Source organism: Gluconacetobacter brunescens (assembly GCF_048695475.1).
Lineage (GTDB): Bacteria > Pseudomonadota > Alphaproteobacteria > Acetobacterales > Acetobacteraceae > Gluconacetobacter.
The window spans coordinates 187,768-209,874 of the sequence record NZ_JBLHEN010000001.1 but is presented as its reverse complement, the minus strand read 5'-3'; the positions used below and the strand labels follow the sequence as shown (position 1 = coordinate 209,874).

Sequence of the window (22,107 nt, the reverse complement as noted above, 5' to 3'; positions counted from 1 at the left end):
TCATCTCAATTCGATCGTGCGTCCGCCACGCGCCAAGTGTGGCAACGCATCCGTGTGGGCCCCAAACAGGGCGGAAACTAGACCGGCGGGCGTCACATACCAAAACGCGCCATCTCCCGCCGCGCCCAGAGACAATAGGGCCGCCAACGGCGCCGCAACCAGGAGCCCGTCAAAACGATCCAGCAATCCGCCATGCCCCGGAATGATCGCACCAGAATCCTTTACCCCGCGCGCCCGTTTCAACGCGCTTTCCGCCAGATCACCAATTTGGGCAGCCACGGCCATCAGGCCACCGAATGCTATTCCACGCCCCCAGCTATCCGGACCGGAGACGAGCACGCAGACCACGCTACCGGCCACCATAGCGCAGCCCAGTCCTCCCAGCGAACCCGACCATGTCTTGGCCGGTGAGATCGCGGGCGCCAGCTTGGGGCCGCCGATCAGACGGCCAATCAGATAAGCCCCGCTGTCGCTGACGGCGACACAGGTGATGACGAACAGTACGACACCGGCACCCGGCACTGTCATCAGCCGTAGCCATAGCAACGCCAGCCCGGCACAGCCGATCACCACCTGACCGCTCCACAGCGCTGGCCCGAATACGAACGCACCGCCGATCACCAGAAAAGCATCAAACCAATGTCCACCCAGCGCCGCCGCCATGGTAGCAACCGACCAGGCGACATAGAGCATGCCACGCCAGGATCGGGCGCGTAAGCCGAACAGGCGTCCCCATTCTATTGCCATGCCCGCGCTGGCCAGCAGGACCAGCGCCGCATAGGCAGCCCCCCCCGCCCATATGCATAGCACGGCCACGGGAACCAGCACGGCGGCTGAGATCAGACGGGCGCGCAGGTCCTTCCAGTTTCTGCCTCTGCGCGGAACAGCAGATGGCTCAGAGTGTGGGTCGGGCACCGAATCGCCTTTCACGCCGGGCGAACATGTCCAGCGCCGCGTCGAAATGCTGTTCGTTGAAATCCGGCCACAGTGTGTCGAGAAACACTAACTCGGCATAGGCTGACTGCCAGAGCAGAAAGTTGGACAACCGGCATTCGCCGCTGGTCCGAATGATCAGGTCGGGATCGGGAAGATCGGCCGTGAGCAGGAAACGGCCGAACAGCGCTTCATCGAGTTGTGCCGGATCCAGCGCGCCATCACGCACCGCCAGCGCCACCTGCTTCGCTGCCTGCATGATATCCGCCCGCCCACCATAGGACAGCGCCAGCACGAGCGTGAGCCGACAATTTGCAGCCGTTACGTCCTCCGCCCGCTTGGCTTCGGCCCTTACATCATCATCAAAGCGCGATAGATCCCCGATGATGCGGATCCGCACGCCCTCACGCGACAATTCGGCCACCTTGTGGCGCAGGTAATAGCGGAGAAGTGACGTCAGATCCGCGACTTCGTCGGGGGTACGGCGCCAGTTCTCGGAGGAGAACGCATATAATGTCAGATAACCGACCCCACGCCTGATCGCAGCCTGCACACAGCGCCGCACCGCTTCCGCACCCGCACTGTGCCCGGCGGCGCGGGGCAGCCCGCGAGCCATGGCCCAGCGCCCATTGCCATCCATGATCAATGCGACATGCGCCGGCGGAGCTGGAACAGCGCTGCCATTGCCCCGGCCCACTACATCGAGAGGGGTTTTGGGGGGTGTCTGCGCGTCAGTTGTCCCGGCTGCCGGGCCGGGTACGGAGCCCACGGTCACAGCGAAGTCAGACTTGCTTGATCTCGCGTTCCTTCTCCGCGAGCATGTCGTCGATCCGTTTTACATATTGGTCGGTCAGCTTCTGGATCGCCTCCGACCAGACTTTTACGTCGTCCTGGCTGATTTCGCTCTTCTTTTCGAACGTCTTCGTCTGGTCCATGCCGTCGCGCCGCACGCCGCGTACCGCGATCTTCGCGTTTTCGGAATATTTGCCGGCCGTGCGCGCCAGGTCGTTGCGGCGCTCTTCGGTCAATTGCGGAATCGGTACCCGCACCGTCTGGCCGTCGGCCGCCGGGTTCAGCCCCAACCCGCTATCGCGAATCGCACGTTCCACGGCACCGACCAGCGAGCGGTCCCACACCTGCACCGTCAGCATCCGGGCCTCCGGCACCGCGATCGACCCGACCTGCGTCAGGGGCACTTCACCACCATAGGCCTCCACGCGCACCGGTTCGATCAGGGCGGGGCTGGCCCGTCCCGACCGCAATCCCGCGAAATCGCGGCGCAGGCTTTCCAGCGCGCCGTCCATCCGGCGGACAAGGTCATCCAGCAGTGTCTTCTGATCAGCAGCCACAGTGGCCCTCCACACTCAAGCAGGGCGGCCGCCAGAGCGGCCACCCGTCATATACATATCATACCCGCCACAGGAACGCCCGGGCCGCCCTGACTGTCAGGACGCCTCGACGATCTTGGTATATAGCCCCTCGCCCCGCATCACCTGGGGAAACGCCCCCGGTGCGTGGATATTGAACACAAGGATCGGCAGCCGGTTCTCGCGCGCCAGGCTGATGGCGGCGGCATCCATCACATGCAGGTCGCGCGCCAGAACATCGAGATAGGTCAGCGTCTCGAAACGGGTGGCGTCGGGCACCTTGCGCGGATCGGCCGAATAGACGCCATCGACCTGCGTGCCCTTCAGCAGCGCATCGCAATCCATTTCGGCGGCACGCAGCGCGGCCGCCGTATCGGTGGTAAAGAACGGATTGCCCGTCCCCGCCGCGAAAATGACGACCCGGCCCTTCTCCATGTGACGGACCGCCCGCCGGCGGATATAGGGCTCGGCTACCGACGACATATGGATGGCCGACATCACGCGCGTCGGCACGCCATGGCGCTCCAGGGCATTCTGCACCATCAGGGCATTGATGACAGTCGCAAGCATGCCGGCATAATCGCCCTGCGCCCGGTCCATGCCGCGCGCGGCCGCAGCAACACCACGGAAGATGTTGCCGCCACCGATCACCAGACAGACCTCGACCCCGGTCTGGGCTACGGTCGCCACATCTGCGGCGATGGTGTCCACCATTTCTGGGTCGATGCCGTACGAGCCGTCGCCCATCAGGGCTTCGCCCGAAATTTTCAGCAGGACACGGCGGTAACCCTGAACATCTTGTGCTTCACGATCCGTCACGAGGTCCCCCGATTGCTCATACCATGGCTCCTCACGGGGGATACCCCCCGGCCCGGGCCACACTCACGCCGACCCTCTTATCCGCCCTTAGGACCGGTCACAAGCACGCTCGTCATTCCAAAATCATTCCCCCGTTCAGGAGGCGTCGTCCAATCCAAGCGCGCGCAGGCGGGCCTTCTCCTCATCCCAGCCGGCGCGCTCCTTAACATTCAGAAACAGATGGCATGTCCGGCCCAGCAGACGCGACAGATCCTTACGCGCCTTCTCGCCGATCGCGCGGATCCGGCTGCCTTTTTCGCCGATCAGGATCGCCTTGTGTCCCGCTCGCGCCACATAGATCGTCACCTCGATCCGCACCGAGCCATCGGGCTGCTCGCGGAAGCTCTCGGTCTCGGCGGTGGCGGCGTAGGGCACTTCTTCGTGTGTCTGGAGAAAGATCTGTTCGCGCACCAGTTCGGCCGCCAGCAGGCGATCGGGCAGGTCGGTGAGGTCATCCTCGGGATACAGGTACGGCCCCTCGGGCAGCGCGGCAGCCAGCGCATCCAGCAGGTCGTCCACCCCGTCACCACTCCGCGCGCTGACCATGTAGACGTGCTCCACGTCCAGCAGGCCGGACAGTTCGGCCGTCAGCGGCAGCAGCGCCTGGCGGTCCACCAGGTCGGTCTTGTTCAGCACCAGCCAGACGCGGCGCCGGGTCTTGGCCAGCTGCTCGATAATGGGGCGCACCGTGTCACACAGGCCGCGACGCGCGTCGATCAGCAGCAGCGTGATGTCGGCATCCTCGGCACCGGTCCAGGCGGCCGCCACCATCGCGCGGTCCAGCCGGCGGCGGGGCTTGAAGATACCCGGCGTATCCACCAGCAGGATCTGGCTGGCGCCGCGCATCAGGATGCCCAGCACGCGGAAGCGGGTCGTCTGCGCCTTAGGGCTGACGATGGACAGTTTTGCCCCCGCCATCCGGTTCAGCAATGTCGATTTCCCGGCATTCGGCGCACCGACGATGGCGACAAAGCCGCAGCGGGTGGTCATGTCGTGTACCCTTTCCGGCGAGGCTGTTCCCTCGCCACAATAATCCGTCATCCGATCCGCCGCAGCAGGTCTGCCGCCGCGGCACTTTCGGCCGCACGCTTGCTGCCTGCCTCCCCCTCGCCCGACTGGCCGCCGGCCGTTACCGCGATGACGAAGCGGGGGGCGTGCGACGGTCCGTCGACCAGGACCGTCCGATAGGACGGCAGCGGCTGGCCACGGGCCAGTACCCATTCCTGCAAGGCGGTCTTCGGGTCCTTGGGCGGGCGGGCCTGGGCGATGATCGCGTCGTTCCAGGCCGAGCGCACGAAGCGACGCGCGGGTTCCAGGCCGCCATCCAGATACATCGCGCCCAGAATCGCCTCGACCGCATCGGCCAGCACATTGGCGACCTGCCGCACGCCGGCGCGGGCTTCGTGCTCGGCCACGTCCAGCGCCTGTGTCAGGTCCATCGTGCCGGCGATGGCCGCCAGGATCGGGCGCGAGACCAGATGCGCGTGGCGTGGCCCCAGCGCGCCTTCCTGCTCGTCGGGAAAGCGCTCCAGCAGCCATTCGGCCATCAGCAGGCCCAGAACGCGGTCACCGATGAATTCCAGCCGTTCGTTCGAGCCGGCGCCGCGGCGGGAGGCCGGCTGGCGGCCGCGGCGGCCTGATCCGGCGCTGCGCTGGTGGGCGGCGGAACGGTGGGTCAGGGCTTCGCGCAGCAGGTCGGTGCGGCGGAAATGATAGCCCAGCCGGGCCTCGACCGCTGCGACGTCGCCACCGGGCGCGACATCGTCCACGGTGCCTTCGGCACTCATTTCACGCCCATGAACAGGCGGTTCCAGCGGATTTCGGCCGGCCACATCCAGAATTCCCACACCGGATAGCGCGTATCGAGCGACAGGAAGATCCATTTGGCCTGGCCGATCAGGTTCTCCATCGGCACGAAGCCGAGGTCCTCCGGGTCGTCGCCCATGAAGCGGCTATCGGCGCTGTCGTCGCGGTTATCGCCCATCGCGAAGAAATAGCCCTGGGGCACGACATAGACGGGGGTGTCGTTCTGGAAGCCCTCGCTGGTCAGCTTCAGGATGTCGTGCCGGACCGTCGGCGCGCCGGCGCTGCCCGGCAGATCTTCTTGAAAACGCTGGCCTTCCATGCGGGTGCGGTGCTCGTCCACCGCCACGTAATCGCCCTTCGACACCCGGGGCACCAGCACGTCGTTGAGATAGAGTTCGCCCCCGCGCACCTGCACCCGGTCGCCGGGCAGGCCGACGATGCGCTTGATGTAGTCGATCGACGTGTCCTTGGTGAAGCGGAAGACCGCGACATCGCCGCGATGGGGCGTGCGCTCGAAGATGCGCCCGCTGAAGAGTTCGGGCGAGCGCGGCAGCGAGAAATGGGAATAGCCGTAGCTGTATTTCGCGACCCAGAGATAATCGCCGACCTGCAAGGTCGGGATCATCGATCCGGAGGGAATGTTGAACGGCTCGAACAGGACGGTGCGCACCCCGATCGCCAGCGCGCCGGCGATGAGGATGGTGCGGACCATGTCCCAGGCGCCGCGCAAGGCCGGAAGAACGCCCCCTGACGAGAGGGGTGATGTATGGGTCTTGTGCGGGTCATCCATAGGGGTGATGTCTGAATCCGGAAGGTGATGCGGGGGGCCGCTTGTGGGGCCAGCGGATGAAGCCGGGGGGACCATCCCCTGTCAACCGGCGCGCGACCTTATTAGCCTGATCCTAGACCACTGGACCAGCGTCGATCATCACCTGCGCGAACGCATAGGGATATTCGTCGGTCATGGTCAGCAGAATGCGGGCCGTGGCGCCTGGCGGCAGCAGCGCGTCCAGCCTTGCCCGCGCGCCGCCGGTCAGCACCATGACGGGCTGGCCGGTCGGCAGGTTGTCCACCCCCAGGTCGCGGTGGAACACGCCGTGGGAGAACCCCGTGCCCAATGCCTTGGCGCAGGCTTCCTTCGCCGCCCATCGCTTGGCGTAGGCGCCCAGACGTGCCTGCCCGCTGCGCCGGTCGGCGCGCCGCCGCTCGGCTTCGGTGAACACCCGGTCCAGGAATCTTTCGCCGTGGCGGTCCAGCGCGCGTTCGATGCGGCGGATGTCGCACAGGTCGGAGCCGATGCCGAGCAGGCTCATCCCTTCGCGCGCTCCACCTGGACCACGCCGCTGGCGGCCCGCATCGCCGCGATCAGCGACGACAGGTGGCGCAGGTCGCGCACCTCGATATCCGCCAGGATCTCCATGAAATCGAGCTGGCGGTTGACGATGCGCAGATTGACGATGGTGCCGTCATGCTTGGAGGCGACATTGGTCAGGGTGGCGAGGATCGAGGGCTCGTTGGCGGCGACAATGCTGAGCCGCCCGATATGCGGCTCGCCGGTGCCACGGCCGATCACGTCGTAATCCCAGTCCACATCCATGAAGCGCTCGGGCGTGGCGGCGAAGCTTTCCAGCGTCTGGCAGCCGGCGGTGTGGATGGTGATGCCCTTGCCGGTGGCGACGATGCCCACGATGCGGTCGCCCGGCAGGGGATGGCAGCAGCCGGCGAAATGAACCGCGATGCCGGGGCCGATGCCGGCCAGCGCCATGCCGCCGCCCGTCCTGGCCTTTCCGGTGCGCGCGGGCGCGCGCATGGGGATACCGGGCACCATGCGCGGCGCGCGCGGCGTCTGGCGCAGTTCGGGATAGGCGGCATGCACCACGTCGCGCGGGCCGATATTGCCGTTGCCGACCGCGACGTAGAGGTCTTCGACCGACGCCTGCTTCAGGTCGGCGAGGATGCTCTCCAGCACCTTTTCCGACCCGTCCACGCCCTCCTGCCGGAAGGCCTTGGCCAGCGCGGCGCGACCGCCATCGACATGGGCTTCGCGCTGCTGGGCCGCCACATGGCGGCGGATGCGCGCCCGCGCCTTGCCGGTGACGACGAATCGTTCCCACGACGGTGACGGCGTGCCGCCGCGTGCCGTCATGATCTCGACCTGGTCGCCGTTCTGCAATTCGTGGCGCAGCGGCATCAGGCGCCCGTTGATGCGCGCGCCCACGCAGGTGTCGCCGACCTGGCTGTGCACCGCGTAGGCGAAATCGACCGGCGTGGCGCCTCTGGGCAGCGAAATGAGCTGCCCCTTGGGCGAGAAACAGAAGACCTGATCCTGGTAGAGTTCGAGCTTGGTGTTTTCCAGGAACTCGTCCGGGGCCGCCGAATCCTCCAGGATGTCCAGCAGGTCCTGCACCCAGCGCAGGCCGGTGACGACCTGTGCGGCACCGCCGGCGCCGGGCAACTGCTTGTACATCCAGTGCGACGCCACGCCGTTTTCGGCGATGTCGTGCATCTCGGCGGTGCGGATCTGCACCTCGATCTTCTGGTTGCGCGGATAGCGCAGCGTCACGCCCGTATGCAGGCTCTGATAGCCGTTGGCCTTGGGCGTGGAGATATAATCCTTGAACCGGCCGACAATGACCGGGAACGCCGCATGGACCGCGCCCAGCGCCACATAGCAGGCCTCGCGGGTCGGCACGATGATGCGGAAGGCCATGATGTCGGAAAGCTGCTCGAAGGCGACATTGCGCTTCTGCATCTTCTCCCAGATCGAGAAGGGCGATTTCTCGCGCCCCGAGACCTCGACCTCGCCCAGCCCGGCGTCACGGCACAGGCGGACCAGTTCGCGACGCACCTCTTCGATGACATCCGCGCCCTGGCCGCGCAGGTAGTTGAGCCGCGCGCGGATGGTCGTGTTGGCTTCCGGCTCCAGTTCGGCGAAGGAGAGATTCTGGAGTTCGGTCTTGACCTTGTCCATGCCGATGCGCCCGGCCAGGGGCGCATAGATTTCCATGGTCTCGCGGGCGATGCGCTGGCGCCGGTCCAGCCGCTGCACGTAATGCAGCGTGCGCATGTTGTGCAGCCGGTCCGCCAGCTTGACGATCAGCACCCGGATGTCCTTGGACATCGCGAGCACCAGCTTGCGGAAATTCTCGGCCTGCTTGGTGCGGTCCGACTGAAGCTCCAGCCGGGTCAGCTTGGTGACGCCGTCCACGAGGTCGGCGATGGCCGGGCCGAATTCGGCACGCAGCCGATCGTGCGTGACGCCCGTATCCTCGATCGTGTCGTGCAGCAGGGCGGTCGCGATCGAGGCCGGATCGAGATGGAAGCCGGCGAGGATGCTGGCGACGGCCAGCGGATGGGTGATGTAGGGATCGCCGTTATCGCGCACCTGCCCGGCATGGGCCTCCTGCGCGACGGCGAAGGCGCGGCGGATCAGGTCGAGATCGGCATCCGGGGCATAGGCGCGGACACGCCGCAGCAAGCCCTCGCAGGAAATGACGCGGGCGGGAGGCGGTTCCGGCGCCGCATCCCCACCCTCGCCTTCAGGCATGGTCGAAGCAGCGGAAACCAGCCCCCGGCCATCGCCGGACGCGGGCAAGGCCGGCACCTGGGCAGTGCCCTGTACTACCGAGTCGGTAGGGCCGGCCGCATCCGCTGCCATGGGCTTATCGCCGCGAACGGCCGCCCAGCTCGGCCTCGATCGCGGCCTCCAGCTCTTCGGCCGACATGCCGGCGCCGTGGGCGGCCTCTTCCTCGGCCGAGACGTCCTGGAGACCGAAGATGTTCTGCTCGGTCGGGATCAGGTCCATCACTTCCTCATCCGCCGGCTCGGGCTCGGGCGCGCGGGCCAGCGAGCGGACGAGGTCGGTGCGGATCTGTTCGAGTTCGATCGTCTGGTCGGCGATTTCACGCAGCGCGACGACCGGGTTCTTGTCGTTGTCGCGGTCGATCGTCAGCTCCTCGCCACGCGACAGGCCGCGCGCGCGCTGCGCCGCCAACAGAACCAGTTCGAAGCGATTGGGAACCCGTTCAACGCAATCTTCGACGGTGACGCGAGCCATGAGGCAAGCCTCCGGTATTTACATTATTAAAAAAAGCGATTTTATCCACAGTGCCGCGCAAACGCAAGGGTGGGTTTGGTGGGGTGCCCGTCACGCGCCGTCCAGCCGGCGAATTTGCTGCGCCGGCAAGGCTGCAATCGCCGCCCCGACACCATGGCCCGTGCGGGGATTGCGCCAGCCCGGCGCCACGTCGCGCAGCGGGAGCAGGACGAACGCCCGGTCCTCCGCCCTGGGATGCGGCAGGATGGGGTCGGGCGCGTCACGCACGCAAGGGCCCATCGCCACGATATCGAGATCCAGCGGCCGCGCGGCGTTGGCGACCGTCCGCCGCCGCCCCGCCTCGGCCTCGATCGCCTGCAAGGCGGCCAGCAGCGCGGCGGGGTCGATCTCGCCGGCCACGTTCACCACGCCGTTTACATAAGGCGGCTGGCCCGAGGGGGGAACCGGCGCGCTTTCGTACCACGCCGACACCGCCACCACCCGCAGGCCGGGAATGGCACCGATGCGCCCGACCGCCCAGCGGCAGGTCTCGAGCGGCGTGCTGCCCCCTTCACGCGGCAGATTGGCCCCGATGGCGATCAGGATCATGGCGCCGGCCTTGCCGCCGTTACGGCCGAAACTTTCCGAAACATAGTATATCCAATTGATTTTTTAATGTTTTTTCTCAGAGACGTTATATGTTTTTCGTTTCGACCGTATCAATTTGTCCGTGACGGCTCTAACCTGACATTTGTTGGGCATATTGTTAGGCGCGGTATTCCATCCGCGCAGCATTTCAAGCTCAGGCCATATTATGAGGATTCAGAGCCCATGTTTTTTCAACCCGACGAACGTGCTTGTCTTTTTATCGACGGCTCAAGTCTCTACTCGGCCTCGCGTCATCTGGGGTTCGATGTCGATTACCGCAACCTGCTGACCTTCTTCCGCTCAAAATGCCATATCATCCGTGCCTATTATTATTCGGCGATCCTGGAAAGCGAGGAATATTCTCCCCTCAAGCCGCTGACCGACTGGCTGGTCTATAACGGCTACTCGCTCGTCACCAAGACGGCGCGGGAATTCGTCGACCAGAACGGGCGGCGGCGCGTGAAGGGCAGCATGGATATCGAACTGGCCGTCGACATGATGGAGATGGCCCCCAGGATGGACCATGCCATCCTGTTCAGCGGCGACGCCGATTTCCGCCGCCTGCTGGAAAGCGTGCAGCGCCAGGGCGTGCGGACCTCCGTCGTCTCGTCCGTGCGCACCTCGCCGCCGCTGATCGGCGACGATTTGCGGCGGCAGGCCGACCAGTTCATCGACCTGGCGGATATCGCCTCGCACTTCACCCGGCGGCAGGGCGAGGCGCGGGTGGCGCGCCAGCAGCAGGCCCCCGTCCGCCACCCCGCCGACCAGTTCAGCGAACTCGACCACGACGACGAAGACTGACCTCCGGCACTGCCGGGCAGGACGCCGCGCGCCCTGCCCGGCCGAGGCGTGTGAGCCTCAGCTTTCGAGTTGCAGGCTCCGCGTCGTGCGCTCGTGCACCTGGGCGCAGAGTTCGGGCCGGTCGGCCAGCGGGCCGCCATAGGACGGGATCATTTCCTTCAGCTTCGCGTCCCAGCGCGGCAGTTCGCTGGCGAAGCATTTGCGGATCACGGTCAGCATGATCGACACGGCGGTCGAGGCGCCCGGCGAGGCGCCCAGCAGTGCCGCGACCGTGCCGTTGGCCCCGGTGACGACTTCGGTGCCGAATTGCAGCACGCCGCCCTTCTTGGCGTCCTTCTTGATCACCTGCACGCGCTGGCCGGCGGTGATCAGTTCCCAATCCTTCGCCTGGGCGTTGGGCACGAAGTCGCGCAGGGCCTTCAGGCGCGTCTCGTTGGATTGCAGCACTTGCTGCACCAGGTAACGGGTGAGCGGCATGTTGTCGCGCGCCACCGCCAGCATGGCACCGAGATTGTCCATGCGGATGGATTTCGGCAGGTCCCACAGCGAGCCCTGCTTGAGGAACTTGGTCGAGAAGCCGGCATAGGGGCCGAACAGCAGCCCCTCCTTGCCGTCGATCACGCGGGTATCGAGATGCGGCACCGACATCGGCGGCGCGCCGACCGACGCCTTGCCGTAGACCTTGGCATGGTGGCGGGCGACGATGTCCGGATTGGTGCAGCGCAGGAACTGGCCGCTGACCGGGAAGCCGCCGACGCCCTTCGATTCGGGAATGCCGGTCTTCTGCAACAGCGGCAGCGCGCCGCCGCCGGCGCCGATGAAGACGAAGCGCGCGCCGACCGATTCGGTGGTGTTCGCCGCGAGGTCGCGCACCGCGATCCGCCAGGAGCCGGAGGCGTCCTGCTTCAGGTCCTCGACCTCATGCGACAGCTTGAGGTCGAAACCCGGCTGGCCGGAAAGGAAATTGACCAGCAGATGCGTCAGCGCGCCGAAATTGACGTCGGTGCCCGAGGCGATCCAGGTCGCGGCCAGCTTGGTGCCGGCGGTGCGGCCTTCCATCACCAGCGGCATCCACTGCGCAAGCTGCGCCGGGTCGGTGGAGAAGCGCATGCCGCTGAACAGCGGATGATCCTTCAGGGCCTCGTAGCGGCGGCGCAGGTAGTCGCAGTTCTCGTCGCCCCAGACGAAGCTCATGTGCGGGATGGGGTTGAGGAAGGCGCGGGGCGAGGCGATGACGCCCGATTCGACCAGGTAGGCCCAGAACTGGCGCGAAAGCTGGAACGCCTCGTTGACGCCGACCGCCTTGGAAATGTCGATCGTGCCGTCGACGCGCGAGGGCGTGTAGTTGAGCTCGCACAGCGCGGAATGGCCCGTGCCGGCATTGTTCCAGGCGTTGGAGCTTTCCTTCGCCACGTCGTCCAGCCGTCCGAACATCCCGATCGACCAGTCCGGCTGCAGGAGCTTGAGCAGCGCGCCGAGCGTCGCGCTCATGACCCCTCCGCCGATCAGGACGACGTCATAGGCGGATTCGGTTCGGGTCGTATTCGAGGTCATGACATTCTCCGGAACGAGGCGCGCAGGCCGAAGCCTGTGAATACGGTCTGGGCCGCCGGTCCCATCACGGCGGACCGAAGGCGGGAAAGAGTGGTCGTCCAAGGACCGGACGAACCTGAACCGGGTGGCATGCGGGCCGTATCGTCGCGGACAGTCCGCCCATCGCACATACGGGGCCGCAGAGCCATAACCCGATCCGGTCCTCCGGAACGCCCCAACCTCTTGCCATCTGAACCGGCATTCCGAGACATCATCTCTGCGCGAGCCGATCCTGACCCGCGCCATCCGGCGCGGCAAGCGGGGGGAGAAGACGGTTTCCGCCTCTTCCTTCCTGTTACTTCGATTTTCTGGACTTCTCCGGTGGAATCGGGGGTCTTTCCATTCCGGCAGCGCATGACTGTCAGGCTTTTCCCGCATCGGGGCAAGGGAACCATCCGCCGGAATCCCGATGTCCCTATCAGGCCGGCGGCGGCTTCACCTGCCGGGGCATGGCCCGCCAGACGCGGAAGGCGAGCAGGCCGGCCACGACCCCGCCATAAAGCAGCGTTTCTGCCCTTATCACCTTGAAAGACAGGATGAAATGGATGGCGGCGCAGAGCGCGGCCGCATAGGCCAGGCGATGCAGCGCTTTCCAGCGCCTGCCCAAGCGGCGGATCGACCAGCCGTTCGACGTCGCGGCCAGCGCGGCCAGGATGGTGAAGGCGACCATGCCCAGGATGATGAAAGGCCGCTTGGTCACGTCGGCCAGCAGGGTGGGCAGGTCGAATCCCTGATCCAGCGCCACATAGGCCGACAGATGAAACAGCGCGTACCAGAAGGCCAGCAGCCCCAGCGCCCGCCGGTAGCGGAGGAGATTGACCCCGGCGAGCGCGCGCAGCGGCGTGATGCACAGCGAGAGGATCAGGAACCGCAGGGCCCACAGGCCCAGCGTGCGCTCGAACGTATTGACCGGATCGGCGCCCAGCCGGTCGGTCGCCCCCAGGACGAACGACACCACCGCCGGCACCAGCCCGACACCATACAGGCCCAGCCGGATCAGGCCGGCCGACCTTGCCTGCCATGCCGCCATCAGAAATCGCGCCGCAGGTCCATGCCGGCATACAGGCCGGCCACCTGTTCGCCATAGCCGTTGAACGGCAGGGTGGGCTGGCGGGCGGCGCCGAAAAACCCGCCGCCGGCACCGATCGGCCGCTCGCTGGCCTGGCTCCAGCGCGGATGGTCCACGGCCGGATTGACGTTGGCGTAGAAGCCGTATTCGTCGGACGCGCGGACATTCCACGACGTGCGGGGCTGCCGGTCGGTCAGGCGGATGCGCACGATCGACTTGATGCCCTTGAACCCGTATTTCCACGGCACGACCAGCCGTACCGGCGCGCCGTTCTGGTTGGGTAGCGTCTGGCCGTAGAGCCCGACCGCCAGGAGCGTGAGCGGGTGCATGGCCTCGTCCAGCCGCAGCCCTTCGACATAGGGCCAGTCCAGCACCGGCAGCATGCCACCCTGCCCCGGCATTTCCGATGGGCGGACCACCGATTCGAAGGCGACATATTTCGCGCTGCCCAGCGGCTCGACCTCGGCCAGCAGGTCGCGCAGCGCGAATCCGATCCAGGGAATGACCATCGACCAGGCCTCGACGCAGCGCATGCGGTAGATCCGCTCTTCCAGGGGCCGGGCCAGCAGGGCGTCGATGTCGTAGGTGCGGGGTCTGGCCACCATGCCGTCGACCCGCACCGTCCATGGGCGCGGCTGGAAGGCGCCGGATCGTTCGGCCGGGTCGGTCTTCTCCAGCCCGAATTCGTAGAAATTATTGTAGTGCGTCACGTCGCGCAGGGGCGTGGGTTTCAGCCCCGTGCCCGACAGGGCGCCCGGCCGTGCCGCCAGTTCCGCCGCCCGCGCACCGCGCGGCGGCATGATCAGTCCCGTCAGGCCGGCACCGGCGGCGGCGGCCAGCATGTCGCGCCGTGACAGCCACAGAGGGTGTGGTGTGATCGCGGAGGGCGGCGGCGCGGAGTAGCGAAAGACACGCATGCGGGGCCTTCTTTCCTGGGTCCCGGCCCCACGCCGAGCAGGGGGCGTGACACCGCCGGGATCGTCCGGCACCTTGCCGGAAACGGGACGGCAATGAAAAGGACCAGGACCATGACCGATTCCTCTGATCACGGCACGGCAGGGACTGTCGGCTTTATCGGCTTCGGCGCCATGGCCAGCCGCATGGGCCGCAACCTCGAAGCCTCCGGCTACCAGATCGTAGCCTATACCCCATCCGGCAAGGGTGGCGACGGTACGACCCGCTTCCTGCCCTCGCCCCGCGCGCTGGCCGAGGCCTCGGGCGGGACTGTCATTCTGTGCGTGCCCGACGACGAGGCGCTGGCGGAGGCGGCCTATGGCCCCGACGGCGCGCTGGCGGGCATGGCGGCGGGTACGCTGCTGATCAATACCAGCTCGGTATCGCCCGAGGCGTCGCTGGCGCTGGCGGAAGCGGCCGGCGAACGCGGGATCGCAGCACTCGATGCCCCGGTTTCGGGCAGCACGCCGGAGGCCGAGGCCGGTGCGCTGGTGATCCTGGTCGGCGGCGAGGCCGAGGTGGTGGCGCGGGCGCAGCCGATCTTCGACATTATCGGCAAGACGACGATCCATGCCGGGCCGGCCGGCTGTGGCTCGAAGCTGAAGCTGGTGATCAACGGTATCATGGGCGCGGGGCTGGCGGCGGTGGCCGAGGGCTTCTGCTACGGCGTGGCCGCCGGGCTGGAGCGGGACATGCTGTTCGAGGCGCTCGATTCGGTCGCGGTGATCTCGCCCCATCACAAGCGCAAGCTGAAGGCGGCCAGGGCGGGCGATTTCCGGCCGCAATTCCCCACCCGCCTGATGCAGAAGGACATGCGGCTGCTGCTGGACGCCGCCGCCCGCGTCGCGGCCCCGGTGCCGACCATGGCCGCCACCACCCAGCTTCTGTCGCTGACGCGGCGGCAGCATGCGAACGACGATTATTCCGCCCTGTTCGCGGTGCTGGAAAGCATGGTGGCCAATACGCCGTAAGGCGGGCCTAGAGTATTTCCACCGAACACAGGTTCGGTGGAAATATTCTAGTTTATTGTTTTTACGAGCATCTTCACCTGTTCGAACGCACACGTTCAAACAGGATCTGCTCTAACCAAAAGCCATCGCGGCCATGACCGCCAGCCGGTCGCCCAGGCCGCGTGGCGCGGGGTCGGCCCCACGGGCCAGGTCGCGCCGTGCCAGTACCCCCGGCAGCGAAGCTGCCCGGGCCGGGCGCGGCAGGCGCCGGCGGCCGGCCTCGGCCAGGAACGCCTGCCCTTCGCGGCGCAGGTCGGCACGCAACGAGTCCAGGATATCCGGCGACAGGGTTGCGCCGTCGCGAATCGCGTCGCCCGACAGGCCGGATTCGGCCAGCGCGGAATCCGGCACCGGGCATCGCCCGCTGGCCAGCACCATTTCCAGATGCCGCACCAGGCCGCCCGCGCCGTAGGCGGCGCCGTGCGATTCGACGGCTTTCAGCAGGTCGGGGTCGGCCACGCCGGCCGCCTGGGCGATGGCGACCTGCACGCCGCCGGCACCGCCGCGCATGGCCGCGCGCCAGGCGGGCCAGTCCGCCAGGCCGTCCAGTTCGGCCTCGCGGGCATCGAGGATGCCCAGGAGGGTTTCGGGCTTTACCCGGCCCTCGGCGATCAGGGCGCGGATCGGGTCGGCGATCTCGTGCGGGTGGGGGGCGCCCTCGATGATCTCGCGCCACCATTGCAGGCGAATCAGCCCCGCCATCGGCCCCGCGACGGCGCGGGACTGCATGCCGCCCAGGGCGCGAACGGTTTCGTGATTGAAGGCGAGCAGGGTGAAGGCGGCCTCGCGCGCCGCCGGCGGCAGGAACAGCGCGCACAGGAAGCGATCGGGGTCGGCGCGCCGGGCAATCGGGGCGCCGGGGGAAACTCCGGCGGCGGCGGCGCGTCTTTCCGGGGGGGCCGTCATGGCAGTGCGTGTCATGACAATGGCTTGCCGCGCGCGACGGCGTGGCGCAAGAGTCTCGGCCGGCGGGTCGGCCGTCCCTGTTCCGTCACTTGACGCCCCTTCCCCGCCCTCATAGCTCTGACGGGCGGCGTTTTCGCCGCTGCAATTCCAAGGAGAACGTCCATGGCTTTCGAATTGCCCACTCTTCCGTACCAGACCAACGCGCTGGCGGCGCGCGGCATGTGCCAGGAAACGCTGGAGCTGCATCACGGCAAGCACCACCAGGCTTATGTCACCGCGCTGAACGGCTTCGTCGAAGCCAAGCCCGAGCTTCAGGGCAAGTCGCTGGAAGAAATCATCCTGGCGGTCAAGGGTGATGCGGCCCTGGCGCCGGTGTTCAACAATGCCGGCCAGCATTGGAACCATATCCTGTTCTGGCAGAACCTGTCGCCGACCGGCGGTGCGATCCCCGACGCGCTGGCGGCCAAGATCGCCGAGGATTTCGGCAGCGTCGACACGTTCAAGACCGATTTCAAGGCGGCTGCGACCTCGCAGTTCGGGTCGGGCTGGGCGTGGCTGGTGCTGGGCCCCGACGGCAAGCTGAAGATCACCAAGAGCGCCAACGGCTCCAACCCGCTGGCCGAAGGCCAGGGCAAGGTGCTGCTGGGCCTCGATGTGTGGGAGCATTCCTACTATCTCGACTTCCGCAACCGTCGCCCCGACTATGTGACCAACTATCTGGACAAGCTGGCGAACTACGAGTTTGCCGAGGCGCAGCTCAAGGCCGCCTGAGCGACCGACGGCACCACGTGTCCTGGAACGCCCGGCCCCTTGGGGCCGGGTTTTTCATGTACGCCCGCCGGGGAGCGGCCCGGTGCGCCCGATGTCGCGCAGCCTTGTGCCGGCCGTCAGTTCGCGTTCGATCCGCTCCAGCGTCAGGCCCTTCGTCTCGGGCACGAACAGCACGACCAGCAGCACGGACAGCGCGTTCACCCCCGCATAGAGCCAGAAGGTCGCGGACAGGCCCAGCCGGTCCATCAGCGACAGGAACGACACGCCCACGATCATGTTGGCGACCCAGTTGGCGGCCGTGGAACAGCCGACGCCGAATTCCCTGCCCTGGAGCGGCTGGATTTCCGCGCACAGCACCCAGATGACCGGGCCGGCCGAAAAGGCGAAGCCGGACACGAAACAGATCATTCCGCCGATGGCCAGCGCCTGGGCCGTCGTCTCGCGCACCTCGGCGGAGGGCGAATAGCCCAGCAGCGCCATGCCGATGCTCATTACGACCAGGCCCGAGATCAGCAGCGGGCGGCGGCCCCAGCGATCGACCAGCCCGATCGCCACGAAGGTGGCGGCCACGTTCACCGCCCCCACGCTGACGGTGCCCCACAGCCGCGCATGGTCGATGAAGCCGGCCAGCCCGAGGATGCGCGGGGCGTAATACATGACCACGTTCATGCCGGTGAATTGCTGGACGAGCTGCAACGTCACCCCCAGCGCCACCGAGCGGCGGAAATTCCGGTCCGCGCGCAGCAGGGCCCAGCCCGAGGTGCGGACATGCAGGCGGGCGTCGATCTCGCGCAGTTCGCGCGCCACGCTCTGGCCCTGGCCGCGCAGATCCTGCAACGCGCGCCGCGCGGCCTCGCGCTTGCCGCGCATCATCAGCCAGCGCGGGCTGGCCGGCAGGAAGGCGACGCCGATCATGAAGACGATGCCGGGAAACGCCACGATGCCCAGCATCCAGCGCCAGGTATCGAAATAGGAGAACAGCGCGTTGGAGACGAAGGCCGCCATGATGCCGAGGGTGATCATGAGCTGATAGATCGCGACCATGGCGCCCCGGTGCCGGGGATCGGCGATCTCGGCGATATAGAGCGGTGCCGTGAAGGTCGAGATGCCGACCGCCAGCCCCATGATCACCCGTCCCGCGATCAGCGTGCCGACCGATCCGGCCACGGCGCAGAACAGCGACCCCGCCACGAACAGGGCCGCGCCGATCAGCAGCGTGTGCTTGCGCCCCCAGCCGAAGGAGAGCCGGGCCGCGACGGGCACGCCCAGCGCCGCGCCCAGCATCATGGCCGCGACGATCCATTCCTGCGTGAGGCGGCCGGCGTGGAATTCGCGCGCGACCGGGCCGAGGGCGCCGGAGATGACGCCGATATCGAGGCCGAACATCAGGCCGGCCACCGCCGCCAGGCCCGAGGCCACGCCGGCCTGGCCCCGCACGGAGGCGGACCTGGAGCGCTCGGCCCCCCGTCCGATCCCCTGCCCGACCCCCCGTTCGGCTCCGGTTGCGTCGATCTCTCCGTACAGCGTCATACCCCTTCTCCCCGGAGAAGGGTTAACGGCCGGCGACGCGGGCGGTTCGCCGGCCGCCCGGGGAGGGAGCGGTTCAGCCGGCCTTGGGGGCGACGTCGTTGGCGGGCTTGGCGGTGCTGGTGACCACCGAGGTCAGGGTCTCGCGCACCACCGTCACGCGGACGTTGGGGGCGATTTCGACCTCGATCTCGTTCGAATCGTCGCGGACCTTCTGCACCACGCCGATGATGCCGCCGGCCGTGAGCACCCGGTCGCCGCGACGGATCGCCGCGAGCTGGGCGCGCAACTGCTTCTGCTTCTGCTGCTGCGGGCGGATCAGGAGGAAATAGAAGATCGCGAACATCGCGACATAGGGCAGGATCGACATCAGCCCGCCGGCGCTCAGGAGCCCTCCCTCGCCTCCGGCACTCTGGGCATATGCCGGGGTTACCAGGAAATCTGAAATTGCGGTCATGTCGTGCTTCCGGCCGTCATTTAGTGGGTTGCGGGCTGAGGCAGTGGACCATAGTTTTCGTCCGTTTCCCGTCAAGGCGTCGGTTTGCCCTCCGCCGCGCTCCGGGTCCGATCGCGCCTTTCCAGCCACAGGACCGATGATGGAGTCTCACCCTCTCCTGCCGTTTCTCGACCGTATCGCCCAGGCGCTGGAGCGGCTGTCGCCGCCGCCGCCGAGCCTGGCCGGGCTGGATGCGGCCGATGCCTTCGTCTGGCACCCCGCGCGGGGGCGCCTGGACCCGGTGGCCCATGTGGCGCATGTCGAGATCGGCCTGCTGCGCGGCGTCGAGATCCAAAGCCGGCTGGTGCTGGACAATACGCTGCATTTCGCGCGCGGGTTGCCGGCCAACAACGTCATGCTGTGGGGCGCGCGCGGCATGGGCAAGTCCTCGCTGGTCAAGGCCGCCCATGCGCAGGCCAACCTGACGGCGGAGGGTGTGCCGGCGGCGCCCGGCCGGGGCCGGCTGGTGCTGATCGAGATCCAGCGCGAGGACCTTGCCACCCTGCCCGACCTGCTGGCCCTGCTGCGCACCAGTTCGCGACGCTTCGTCGTGTTCTGCGACGATCTGTCGTTCGAGAGCGAGGATGCCGACTACAAGGCCCTGAAATCGGTGCTGGATGGCGGGATCTCGGGCCGGCCGGAGAACGTGCTGTTCTACGCGACCTCCAACCGGCGGCACCTGATGCCGCGCGACATGATCGACAACGAGCGCTCGACCGCCATCAACCCCTCCGAGGCGGTGGAGGAGAAGGTCTCGCTGTCCGACCGGTTCGGGCTGTGGATCGGCTTTCATAACTGCGCGCAGAATACCTTCATAGACATGGTGCGGGCCTATGCGGCGGCCCGGAAGCTGGCGATCGGGGACGAGGAACTGGCGCGGCGCGCCAATGCCTGGTCGGTTGCCCGCGGCGGGCGCTCGGGGCGCGTCGCCTGGCAGTTCATCGAGGACCTGACCGCCGAACTCGCCGCCGCCCCGCCCGTTGTGGAATCGACACGTCCTTGATCAGAATCAAGGCCCGTGACCGGCTCGATGCCTGATATCATGAGGGCTTCCAGCCTGACCGGCCGGGAGAGAAACCGGGCCCTTACCGTTGCCGGGCATTGATATGCATTATCAATTGCGCGGCGGGATGAGATGCCTCTTTAATACGTGCGGCGACTGTCATGACGTTGCGCGATCCACCGGACAGCCGCAGGCGACCGAGCACATAGAGAGACGATGAACCAGATTTTTTCGACGGACAGCATGCCCCGCCCCGCCCTGACCCTTGGGGAGGATCTGCGTCGCATTCGCTGTGATCCCGATTTCTGGTACCCCGTGGCCTGGTCGCATGAACTCAAGGCCGGCAAGACCATCGGCACCCGTTATGCCGGCCTGCCGATCGCCCTTGTCCGCCCTGTCGAAGGCGACGTCTTCGCCCTTGAAGATCGTTGCGCCCATCGGCAGGTACCGCTGAGCAAGGGCACGGTGAAGGGCCAGGCGGTGCAATGCTGCTACCATGGCTGGGCCTATGGCCGGTCGGGCCGCTGCATCGACGTGCCCTATCTGGGCAAGGGCAAGCTGCCCAACGGCGTGAAGACCTATCCGTGCCGCGAGCAGGACGGGCTGATCTTCATCTTCCCCGGCGACCCGGAGAAGGCCGGGAGCGTGCCGATGCCCCGGCTGTCGCAGGTCGCCAACCCCGCATACAAGACCCGCCGCTTCGGCCGGCATGTGAAATGCCACTACAGCTTCATGCATGAGAACCTGATGGATATGAACCATCAGTTCATGCACATGAAGCAGATGGGCCAGATGAAGCCTCGCTTCCTGGGCCAGGAGCGTGCCCCCGGCATGATCGAGGCGCGCTATACCTTTGCCCGCACCGGCGGCAAGCAGCCGATCGGCGAGGCGCTCGTCTTCGGGCAGAAGCGCGACAACAGCGCGAAATTCGCCCATCGCGACGTCATGACCATCCGCACCGAATATCCGTACCAGACGCTGAAGATCGAGCCGACCGGCGGTGAAGCGGTGATGGATCTGTGGATCGCCTACGTGCCGCAGGACGAGGAGCAGCTGACCAACCGGGTCTTCGGGCTGCTGTCGATCAAGCGCCCCAAGCTGCCGGGCGTGCTGGACATGGCGTGGCCGTTCCTGGTCGCGTTTACCGAGCGGATCTTCCGCGAGGACCGCGAGATCGTGGAACTGGAACAGAATGCGTGGAACGAGCTGGGCGGCGACCATAACCAGGAAGTGTTCCCGGTGATCCGCGACCTGCGCCTGCTTCTGGCCGAATGCGGCATTCGCGCGCCCGAAGCCGGCTGAGGGTTTCGCCAGGTCCATGATCGACGAACGGACGGATACCACCCTGCAGGCCGGCCCCTTCCGGCTGCGGGCCCTTCTGTCGTCGGACGCGGGCGCGATGCACCGGCTGGTCAATGACTGGAGCGTGATCCGGATGCTCAGCCGGGTGCCGTTTCCCTACCCGCGCGGACTGACGGATGAATGGATCGCCTCCACCGCCGACCTGGCCCGGCGGGGGGCGGCCTATCATTTCGCCATTACCCATCCCGAATCGGACACGCCCGATTCGCTGATCGGCTGCATCGGGTTGCAGGTCGACCGTACCCGTCGCTCGGCTACCGTGGGATATTGGGTCGGCCGGCCCTACTGGAACCGCAAGGTCGCCACCAGCGCGGTGGGGCGGATCGCGCGCTGGGCGTTGGCCAGCATGCCGGTGGACCGCGTCGCGGCTGCCGTCGCACACGACAATCCGGCCTCGATCGCCGTGCTGCGGCGGCTGGGGTTTCGCGAGACCGGGACCGGGCACCAGGAATTCGTCTCGCGCGGCGGGGAACATCCGGTGCTGCTGTTCGAGGTGAACCGGGGGGATCTGGCGATGGAGGCATCGTCCGAAGGCTCGGCCGCGCAGGCCGGGGAACGGAAGCGTGTGGTGCTGGTGGCCGCCGTCGCGCTGATCGATACCGATGGCCGCATCCTCCTGGCGCGCCGGCCCGAAGGCAAGCCGATGGCCGGGCTGTGGGAATTTCCCGGCGGCAAGGTCGAGGCCGGGGAAACGCCGGAGGCGGCGCTGATCCGCGAACTGGACGAGGAGCTTGGGCTGGATGTCAGCCGGTCGTGCCTCGCGCCCTATACGTTCGTGTCGCACGATTACGGGCATTTTCATCTGCTGATGCCCGTCTATGTCTGCCGGCGCTGGAAGAATGTTCCGCGCCCGCGTGAGGGGCAGACGCTGGCGTGGGTTCGGGGGGACGATCTTTCGACCTATCCGATGCCGGAAGCGGATCTGCCGTTGGTGCCTCTGTTGCGCGACCTCGTGTGAGAGACGGC

At 66.9% G+C, this 22,107-nt stretch carries 23 protein-coding genes; 6 read left to right on the top strand and 17 right to left on the bottom strand.

What is annotated here, in order from left to right; all coding sequences use genetic code 11:
• The 11 genes from ACMAUO_RS00895 to folK all read right to left on the bottom strand — a co-directional run bounded on the left by ACMAUO_RS00895 (position 1) and on the right by folK (position 9,610).
• Complete coding sequence (locus ACMAUO_RS00895; protein WP_420355125.1) at positions 1-915, bottom strand: phosphatidate cytidylyltransferase; 915 nt, start codon at positions 913-915, stop codon at positions 1-3.
• The gene (uppS, locus tag ACMAUO_RS00890) at positions 896-1,573 is read right to left on the bottom strand and encodes a polyprenyl diphosphate synthase (RefSeq protein ID WP_420357160.1); all 678 of its coding nucleotides are present in this window, start codon (positions 1,571-1,573) and stop codon (positions 896-898) included. Before uppS ends, ACMAUO_RS00895 begins: the two co-directional genes overlap by 20 nt.
• A gap of 142 nt (positions 1,574-1,715) precedes the next feature.
• On the bottom strand, positions 1,716-2,282 hold the full coding sequence (gene frr / locus ACMAUO_RS00885) for a ribosome recycling factor (protein WP_114727753.1): 567 nt from the start codon (positions 2,280-2,282) through the stop codon (positions 1,716-1,718).
• A gap of 96 nt (positions 2,283-2,378) precedes the next feature.
• Positions 2,379-3,119, bottom strand: coding sequence for a UMP kinase (gene pyrH, locus ACMAUO_RS00880; RefSeq protein ID WP_114727754.1), 741 nt, complete (start codon positions 3,117-3,119; stop codon positions 2,379-2,381).
• 135 nt (positions 3,120-3,254) lie between these two features.
• On the bottom strand, positions 3,255-4,148 hold the full coding sequence (era, locus tag ACMAUO_RS00875; protein ID WP_420355124.1) for a GTPase Era: 894 nt from the start codon (positions 4,146-4,148) through the stop codon (positions 3,255-3,257).
• 47 nt (positions 4,149-4,195) lie between these two features.
• Positions 4,196-4,945: a ribonuclease III gene (rnc, locus tag ACMAUO_RS00870; RefSeq protein ID WP_420355123.1), complete on the bottom strand. Its 750-nt coding sequence runs from the start codon at positions 4,943-4,945 to the stop codon at positions 4,196-4,198.
• Positions 4,942-5,676 carry a signal peptidase I gene (gene lepB, locus ACMAUO_RS00865; protein WP_420355122.1) on the bottom strand — a complete coding sequence of 245 codons (735 nt, stop codon included), beginning with the start codon at positions 5,674-5,676 and terminating at the stop codon, positions 4,942-4,944. Before lepB ends, rnc begins: the two co-directional genes overlap by 4 nt.
• A gap of 190 nt (positions 5,677-5,866) precedes the next feature.
• Positions 5,867-6,277: a holo-ACP synthase gene (gene acpS / locus ACMAUO_RS00860; RefSeq protein WP_420355121.1), complete on the bottom strand. Its 411-nt coding sequence runs from the start codon at positions 6,275-6,277 to the stop codon at positions 5,867-5,869.
• Positions 6,274-8,511 (bottom strand): RelA/SpoT family protein, encoded by a 2,238-nt coding sequence (locus tag ACMAUO_RS00855; protein ID WP_420357159.1) that lies wholly within the window; start codon positions 8,509-8,511, stop codon positions 6,274-6,276. Before ACMAUO_RS00855 ends, acpS begins: the two co-directional genes overlap by 4 nt.
• A 115-nt stretch (positions 8,512-8,626) precedes the next feature.
• Positions 8,627-9,022 carry a DNA-directed RNA polymerase subunit omega gene (gene rpoZ, locus ACMAUO_RS00850; RefSeq protein ID WP_420355120.1) on the bottom strand — a complete coding sequence of 132 codons (396 nt, stop codon included), beginning with the start codon at positions 9,020-9,022 and terminating at the stop codon, positions 8,627-8,629.
• A gap of 90 nt (positions 9,023-9,112) precedes the next feature.
• Positions 9,113-9,610, bottom strand: coding sequence for a 2-amino-4-hydroxy-6-hydroxymethyldihydropteridine diphosphokinase (gene folK, locus ACMAUO_RS00845; protein ID WP_420355119.1), 498 nt, complete (start codon positions 9,608-9,610; stop codon positions 9,113-9,115).
• Between the two features lie 222 nt (positions 9,611-9,832).
• On the opposite strand from folK, the gene ACMAUO_RS00840 reads away from it, so the two are divergent.
• Positions 9,833-10,450, top strand: a complete 618-nt coding sequence (locus ACMAUO_RS00840; protein WP_420355118.1) for a LabA-like NYN domain-containing protein — start codon at positions 9,833-9,835, stop codon at positions 10,448-10,450.
• Between the two features lie 57 nt (positions 10,451-10,507).
• Here the strand turns inward: ACMAUO_RS00840 and ACMAUO_RS00835 are convergent, their stop codons facing one another.
• The 3 genes from ACMAUO_RS00835 to msrP form a co-directional block, all read right to left on the bottom strand.
• The gene (locus tag ACMAUO_RS00835) at positions 10,508-12,004 is read right to left on the bottom strand and encodes a malate:quinone oxidoreductase (RefSeq protein ID WP_420355117.1); all 1,497 of its coding nucleotides are present in this window, start codon (positions 12,002-12,004) and stop codon (positions 10,508-10,510) included.
• 457 nt (positions 12,005-12,461) lie between these two features.
• Positions 12,462-13,073, bottom strand: a complete 612-nt coding sequence (msrQ, locus tag ACMAUO_RS00830) for a protein-methionine-sulfoxide reductase heme-binding subunit MsrQ (RefSeq protein ID WP_420355116.1) — start codon at positions 13,071-13,073, stop codon at positions 12,462-12,464.
• The gene (msrP, locus tag ACMAUO_RS00825) at positions 13,073-14,029 is read right to left on the bottom strand and encodes a protein-methionine-sulfoxide reductase catalytic subunit MsrP (RefSeq protein ID WP_420355115.1); all 957 of its coding nucleotides are present in this window, start codon (positions 14,027-14,029) and stop codon (positions 13,073-13,075) included. The genes msrQ and msrP overlap by 1 nt, the downstream gene beginning before the upstream one ends.
• A gap of 111 nt (positions 14,030-14,140) precedes the next feature.
• Between msrP and ACMAUO_RS00820 the strand changes: the two genes are divergently transcribed.
• On the top strand, positions 14,141-15,037 hold the full coding sequence (locus ACMAUO_RS00820; RefSeq protein WP_420355114.1) for an NAD(P)-dependent oxidoreductase: 897 nt from the start codon (positions 14,141-14,143) through the stop codon (positions 15,035-15,037).
• A 111-nt stretch (positions 15,038-15,148) separates the two neighbouring features.
• On the opposite strand, the gene ACMAUO_RS00815 is transcribed toward ACMAUO_RS00820, so the two are convergent.
• The gene (locus ACMAUO_RS00815; protein ID WP_420355113.1) at positions 15,149-15,982 is read right to left on the bottom strand and encodes a squalene/phytoene synthase family protein; all 834 of its coding nucleotides are present in this window, start codon (positions 15,980-15,982) and stop codon (positions 15,149-15,151) included.
• A gap of 162 nt (positions 15,983-16,144) precedes the next feature.
• Between ACMAUO_RS00815 and ACMAUO_RS00810 the strand changes: the two genes are divergently transcribed.
• The gene (locus ACMAUO_RS00810; RefSeq protein ID WP_420355112.1) at positions 16,145-16,753 is read left to right on the top strand and encodes a superoxide dismutase; all 609 of its coding nucleotides are present in this window, start codon (positions 16,145-16,147) and stop codon (positions 16,751-16,753) included.
• 54 nt (positions 16,754-16,807) lie between these two features.
• On the opposite strand, the gene ACMAUO_RS00805 is transcribed toward ACMAUO_RS00810, so the two are convergent.
• Both ACMAUO_RS00805 and yajC read right to left on the bottom strand, forming a co-directional pair.
• Positions 16,808-18,283 carry a sugar porter family MFS transporter gene (locus ACMAUO_RS00805; protein WP_420355111.1) on the bottom strand — a complete coding sequence of 492 codons (1,476 nt, stop codon included), beginning with the start codon at positions 18,281-18,283 and terminating at the stop codon, positions 16,808-16,810.
• A gap of 73 nt (positions 18,284-18,356) precedes the next feature.
• Positions 18,357-18,737: a preprotein translocase subunit YajC gene (gene yajC / locus ACMAUO_RS00800; RefSeq protein WP_420355110.1), complete on the bottom strand. Its 381-nt coding sequence runs from the start codon at positions 18,735-18,737 to the stop codon at positions 18,357-18,359.
• 139 nt (positions 18,738-18,876) lie between these two features.
• On the opposite strand from yajC, the gene ACMAUO_RS00795 reads away from it, so the two are divergent.
• The 3 genes from ACMAUO_RS00795 to ACMAUO_RS00785 all read left to right on the top strand — a co-directional run bounded on the left by ACMAUO_RS00795 (position 18,877) and on the right by ACMAUO_RS00785 (position 22,099).
• Entirely contained in the window at positions 18,877-19,779 is a 903-nt protein-coding gene (locus ACMAUO_RS00795) for an ATP-binding protein (protein ID WP_420355109.1), read from the top strand.
• A gap of 216 nt (positions 19,780-19,995) precedes the next feature.
• Positions 19,996-21,081: a Rieske 2Fe-2S domain-containing protein gene (locus ACMAUO_RS00790; protein ID WP_420355108.1), complete on the top strand. Its 1,086-nt coding sequence runs from the start codon at positions 19,996-19,998 to the stop codon at positions 21,079-21,081.
• Positions 21,082-21,097: 16 nt separating this feature from the next.
• Entirely contained in the window at positions 21,098-22,099 is a 1,002-nt protein-coding gene (locus ACMAUO_RS00785) for a bifunctional GNAT family N-acetyltransferase/(deoxy)nucleoside triphosphate pyrophosphohydrolase (RefSeq protein ID WP_420355107.1), read from the top strand.
• Positions 22,100-22,107: the final 8 nt, after the last annotated feature.